Raw genomic sequence first — 5,343 nt, forward strand, 5'->3', positions numbered from 1 at the left:
CCGACCTCGCCTTTGAAGGACGCCCTGGAGCGGCCGAAGGTCGTCCACCGCGCGGCTCTCACGGACCCTGTCGCCCTCGGCGGGCTACTCAGGGCCATCGATGAGTATGACGGCTGGCCCATGGAACGTTACCCTTTTTAGCGTGCGATTCGTGCATGGCACCTCGCTCGCCCTGAAGGGCGCGCTCGGCACGCGGGCCGTGCTCACCGGCATTGCGGTGGGGGTGGTCGCGCAGCCCGCCTTCATCTCTGTGCCGGTGTTCCAGCGGATGTTCGGCAGCCGCCCGCTCTCCCTCGGCGACGGGATGGTGATCGGCGCGGTCGGTGTCGCGCTTCTCATCACCGTCGAGGTGGAGAAGCGGCTTACCGCGCGTCCGGGCTTTCGGCGCGCCTGAAGGCGCGGCCATGCGCGCATCGCATTGCCGTTACGTTATGTGCTAGGAAGCGATTTTGGCGGGGAGCTGCGCACGGCGTCCTGGCACGCGCTTGAGGAGGAGGTGCAAGGCTGATGAAGACCCTGTTGCCGCCAAGCGGGGCCAGCTCTTCCGGCGTGGCCGCCAGACGCTGTGCGTGGCGGGTGGTCCCAACAAGGGCGGCTTCCCGAACGTCTTCGCTGGCGGCAGTATGAGCCGGATTTCCCCAGGGGCTTCGGCCTCCTCCACCTGACATCCCGCAGGCGCGACGAGGCCTCGAACGCATGACACTGCTGCTGGTTGTTCTTGTTCCCTTTCTCGGCGCGCTGCTGCCGCCGCTGGTGATCCGCTCCGGCCGCAACACCTGCGCACTGGCGACCGGCGGCGTCACGCTGCTCGCCCTCGCTTTGCTGATGAGCCATGCGCCGGCCGTGTTCTCCGGCGAGATCCCCAAGGCGGAAGTGGCCTGGGTGCCGGCCATGGGCCTGTCCTTCTCGGTGTTCGCGGACGGGCTCGGCTTCTTCTTCGCGGCGATGATCCTCACCATCGGCCTCCTGGTCATCGTCTATGCGCGCTATTACCTCTCGCGCGAGGACCCCATGGGGCGCTTCTTCGCCTATCTGCTCCTGTTCCAGGGGGCGATGGTGGGCGTGGTGCTGTCCGACAACGTCATCGCGCTGCTGGTCTTCTGGGAGATGACCAGCCTCACCTCCTTCCTGCTCATCGGCTTCTGGCGCAAGCGCGCCGACGCGCGCCAGGGCGCCCGCGTGGCGCTGGTGGTGACCGGCGGCGGCGGGCTCGCGCTCATCGCCGGGCTGCTGCTGGTGGCGGAGGCGGCGGGGTCCTACCAATTGTCCGAGATCCTCGCCCGGGGCGACGTGGTGCGCGCCTCGCCGCTCTATCTGCCGGCGCTGGGACTGGTGCTGCTCGGCGCCTTCACCAAATCGGCCCAGTTCCCGTTCCACTTCTGGCTGCCCCACGCCATGGCGGCGCCGACCCCGGTCTCGGCCTATCTCCACTCCGCCACCATGGTGAAAGCGGGCGTGTTCCTGCTCGCCCGGCTGTGGCCGGTGCTCGCCGGCACCGAGGCGTGGTTCCTCATCGTCGCGCCGGTGGGGCTCGCCACCATGCTGATCGGCGCGGTGATCGCTTTGTTCAAGGACGATCTGAAGGCGCTGCTGGCCTTCTCCACGGTGAGCCATCTCGGGCTGATGACCATGCTGCTCGGCTTCGGCACCCCCATGGCGGCGGTGGCGGCGGTGTTTCACATCGTCAACCACGCCACCTTCAAGGCCGCTTTGTTCATGAGCGCCGGTATCGTCGACCACGAGACGGGTACGCGCGACATCCGCCGCCTGGGCGGGCTCGTCTGGCTGATGCCGGTGACCGGCACGCTGGCGCTGCTGGCCTCCGCCTCCATGGCCGGCGTGCCTTTGTTCAACGGCTTCCTCTCCAAGGAGATGATGCTGGAGGAGGCCGCCCACACCGCCTATCTCGGCCTCGACTTCCTGTTCCCCGTGCTGGCGACGGTGGCCGCGCTGTTCTCGGTGGCCTATTCGGCCCGCTTCGCCATCGGCACCTTCCTCGGCAAGGCGCGGCACGATTATCCCCACCACCCGCACGATCCGCCCATGGGCATGTGGCTGCCCGTGGCCGTCCTGGTGGTGCCGGTGATCGCCATCGGCATCCTGCCCGGCGCGGTCGCCGGCCCGCTGGTGGCGCTCACCGCCGGCGCGGTGATCGGCGGCCCGCTGCCGGACTATTATCTCGCGCTCTGGCACGGCCTCACCCCCGCGCTCGTCATGAGCCTCGTCGCCTTTGCCGGCGGCGCCCTGCTGCTGCTCGGCTTCGGCCCGCGCCGACGCGCTGCGCCGGCGCCTGCCGCGCCCGGACGCGAAAGCGATGTTCGAGACAATCGCCGCCGGCCTCGTCGTGGCCTGCCGCCGTGCCGTCGCGACCGTGCAGGACGGTTCGCTGCCGCGCTATGCCGGCGCGAGCCTCGCCACGCTGGTGGCGGTCGGCGGCTACGGCTTCTGGAGCGCCACCCATGGCGCGGGAAGCCGTCCCCTGCTGCCGGTGAGCACGCCGGCGGCGGCCGCCTTCCTGACGCTTCTCCTCGCCAGCGGCATGGTCCTGCTGCGCCACGGCGACCGGCTCACGGCGCTCATCCTCACCGGCGTGGTCGGCGTCATCGTCGCCCTCGCCTTCCTCCAGTTCTCCGCCCCCGACCTCGCGCTGACGCAGATTTCCGTCGACGTGGTGACGACCATCCTGTTGCTGCTCGCCCTCAACCTCCTGCCCAAGACGACCCCGCCGGAGGACAGCCGCGCCGTGCGCTGGCGCGATGGCCTGCTCGCCGGGCTTGCGGGCCTCGGGGTCGCCGGCCTCGCCTATGGCGTGATGACCCGCGACGGCGTCTCCATCTCCGACTACTACCTGGCCGAATCGAAGCCGGGCGGCGGCGGCACCAATGTGGTCAACGTGATCCTGGTGGACTTCCGCGGCTACGACACGTTCGCCGAAATCATCGTGCTCGGCATCGCCGCCCTCGCCATCTATGCCCTGCTCGACCCGGCCCTGAAGGGCGCCGCCGTGCGCCGCATCAAGGCGATGCTGCCCAACGAGGAGGCGAAGGACGCCCATCCCCTCCTCCTCGTGGTCGCGACCCGCGTGCTGCTGCCGCTGTCGCTGGTGGTGGGCACCTACATCTTCCTGCGCGGCCACAACGAGCCGGGCGGCGGCTTCGTCGCCGGCCTGGTGGTGGCCATCGCCCTCATCATGCAATACATCGCCTCCGGCTACGGCTGGGCGGCGGAGCGCATGCGGGTGGATGCGCAATCCTATATCGGCGCCGGCGTCGCCATTGCCGGCCTGACCGGCGTGGCCGCCTTCCTGTTCGGACGGCCATTCCTCACCTCGACCTTCGGCTATCTGACGTGGCCGGTGGTGGGCAAGTTCGAGGTCGCCTCGGCCATGGCGTTCGACCTCGGCGTGTTCCTCACCGTGGTGGGCGTGATGGTGCTGTCGCTGGCCCAGCTGTCCCGGGTCGCGCGGCGGATCGATCCCGCCCCCCGAGAGCCAGGAACCCATGGATGTCCGGCTCGAACCGGCCGCCGCGCCGGCGCGGGAGGGCTGAGCCGTGGAGCTTCTTCTCGCTGCCGGCATCGGCATCCTCACGGCGGTCGGGGTCTATCTGGTGCTCCGGGCGCACACCTTTCCGGTGATCCTCGGCCTCACATTCCTGTCCTATGCGGTGAATCTCTTCCTGTTCGCCATGGGCCGCCTCGCCATCGACCGCCCGCCGGTGATCGTGGCCGATGCGGCCGGCTACACCGATCCGCTGCCGCAGGCTTTGGTGCTCACCGCCATCGTGATCTCGTTCGGCATGACCGCGCTCATCGTCGTCCTGGCGCTGCGCGGCTTCCTGGAAACGGGGTCGGACAGCTCCCACCTCGACGCGCCGCGCGGCGACAAGGGAGATGCGCCGTGACGCCTGCCGTCTCCGCCCTCGACCAGGCCATCATCCTGCCGGTGCTGCTGCCGGCGCTGACCGCCGCCTTCCTGGTGCTGGCGCTGCGCCACCATCTGCGGCGCCAGCGCATCGCCTCCCTGGCGGCAACCGGGCTGCTCGTCGCCCTCGCGGTCTTCCTGTTCGCGCTCGCCTCCGACGGCACGGTCCGCGCCTACCGGCTCGGCGACTGGCCGGCGCCCTATGGCATCACCTTGGTGCTGGACCGGCTCTCGGCGACGATGCTGCTGCTCACCGCCGTGCTCGCCGGGTGCGTCGCCATCTTTGCGGCGGGCGGGGTGGACGGGCGCGGACGGCATTTCCACCCGCTGTTCCAGTTCCAGCTCATGGGCATAAACGGCGCCTTCCTCACCGGCGACGTGTTCAACCTGTTCGTCTTCTTCGAGGTGATGCTGATCGCCTCGTACGGGCTGATGCTGCACGGCGGCGGCCCGGGCCGGCTGAAGGCGGGCTTCCAGTATGTCGCCATCAACCTTCTCGCCTCCACCGTCTTCCTGGTGGGCGTCGGCCTGATCTATGCCGTCACCGGGACGCTCAACATGGCGGACCTCGCGGTGAAGGTGCCGCAGGTCCAGCCGGCCGATGCCGCTTTGCTGAAGACCGGCGCACTGCTGCTCTTCCTCGTCTTCGCCACCAAGGCGGCGCTGGTGCCGCTGCACTGGTGGCTGCCGGCCACCTATGCCGGCACGTCCGCGCCCTCTGCCGCCCTGTTCATGATCATGACCAAGGTCGGGGCCTACGCCATCATCCGCGTCTATGGCCTCGTCTTCGGGGCCGGCGCGGGGCCCCTGGCGCTGGCGGCGGCCCCGTTCGTCATTCCCGCCGCGCTGGCGACGCTGGTGGTGGGCACGATCGGCCTCGTCGGCAGCCGGACGCTGCGCGATCTGAGCGCTTCGCCGTCATCGCCTCCATGGGGACGCTGCTCGTCGCGCTCGGCCTGTTCGATGTGGAGGGGCTGTCCGCAGGCCTCTATTATCTCGTCCACTCGACGCTCGCCGGGGCGGCGCTGTTCCTCATTGCCGGCATGGTGCAGGAGCAGCGCGGCGCTGCCAGCGACCGGCTGATCCCGGCGCCGGCGATGGGGGGCGAGACGCTGCTCGGCGGGCTGTTCTTCCTCGCCGCCATCGCCCTGGTCGGCCTGCCACCGCTGTCCGGCTTCATCGGCAAGGTGATGATCCTCGAAGCGGTGCGCACCTCCGCCATCTGGCCGTGGATCTGGACCGCCATCCTCGGCGCCAGCCTGCTCATGACCTTCGGATTCGCGCGGGCGGGCTCGGTGCTGTTCTGGGGCAGCGGGACCGGTCACGGAGCCAAAGCCGCTGCCGGCGATGCCCGGGCTCGCAGCGGTGGTCCTGCTGCTCGCGGCCACCGTCGGCTGGACCCTCGCCGCCGGCCCGGCCAC

4 protein-coding genes and 2 pseudogenes are annotated in these 5,343 nt (G+C 69.9%); all 6 read left to right on the forward strand.

What is annotated here, in order from left to right:
- Window positions 1-142 precede the first annotated feature (142 nt).
- Window positions 143-394 carry a cation transporting ATPase C-terminal domain-containing protein gene (locus tag AC2W7M_RS19235; RefSeq protein ID WP_486134124.1) on the forward strand — a complete coding sequence of 84 codons (252 nt, stop codon included), beginning with the start codon at window positions 143-145 and terminating at the stop codon, window positions 392-394.
- 551 nt (window positions 395-945) lie between these two features.
- Window positions 946-1,836, forward strand: a pseudogene (locus AC2W7M_RS19240) (proton-conducting transporter transmembrane domain-containing protein); the annotation flags it as partial.
- Between the two features lie 703 nt (window positions 1,837-2,539).
- A pseudogene (gene mbhE / locus AC2W7M_RS19245) lies at window positions 2,540-3,373 on the forward strand (hydrogen gas-evolving membrane-bound hydrogenase subunit E); the annotation flags it as partial.
- A 178-nt stretch (window positions 3,374-3,551) separates the two neighbouring features.
- Window positions 3,552-3,902 carry a Na+/H+ antiporter subunit C gene (locus tag AC2W7M_RS19250; RefSeq protein WP_486134126.1) on the forward strand — a complete coding sequence of 117 codons (351 nt, stop codon included), beginning with the start codon at window positions 3,552-3,554 and terminating at the stop codon, window positions 3,900-3,902.
- Window positions 3,899-5,005, forward strand: a complete 1,107-nt coding sequence (locus tag AC2W7M_RS19255) for a monovalent cation/H+ antiporter subunit D (protein ID WP_486134128.1) — start codon at window positions 3,899-3,901, stop codon at window positions 5,003-5,005. Before AC2W7M_RS19250 ends, AC2W7M_RS19255 begins: the two co-directional genes overlap by 4 nt.
- Window positions 4,888-5,343 (forward strand): proton-conducting transporter transmembrane domain-containing protein (locus AC2W7M_RS19260; protein WP_486134130.1); only part of this gene is annotated, 456 nt, incomplete at its 3' end. The genes AC2W7M_RS19255 and AC2W7M_RS19260, both read left to right, overlap by 118 nt.

This window comes from Xanthobacter sp. BG11Y11_SDJG, from assembly GCF_057364445.1.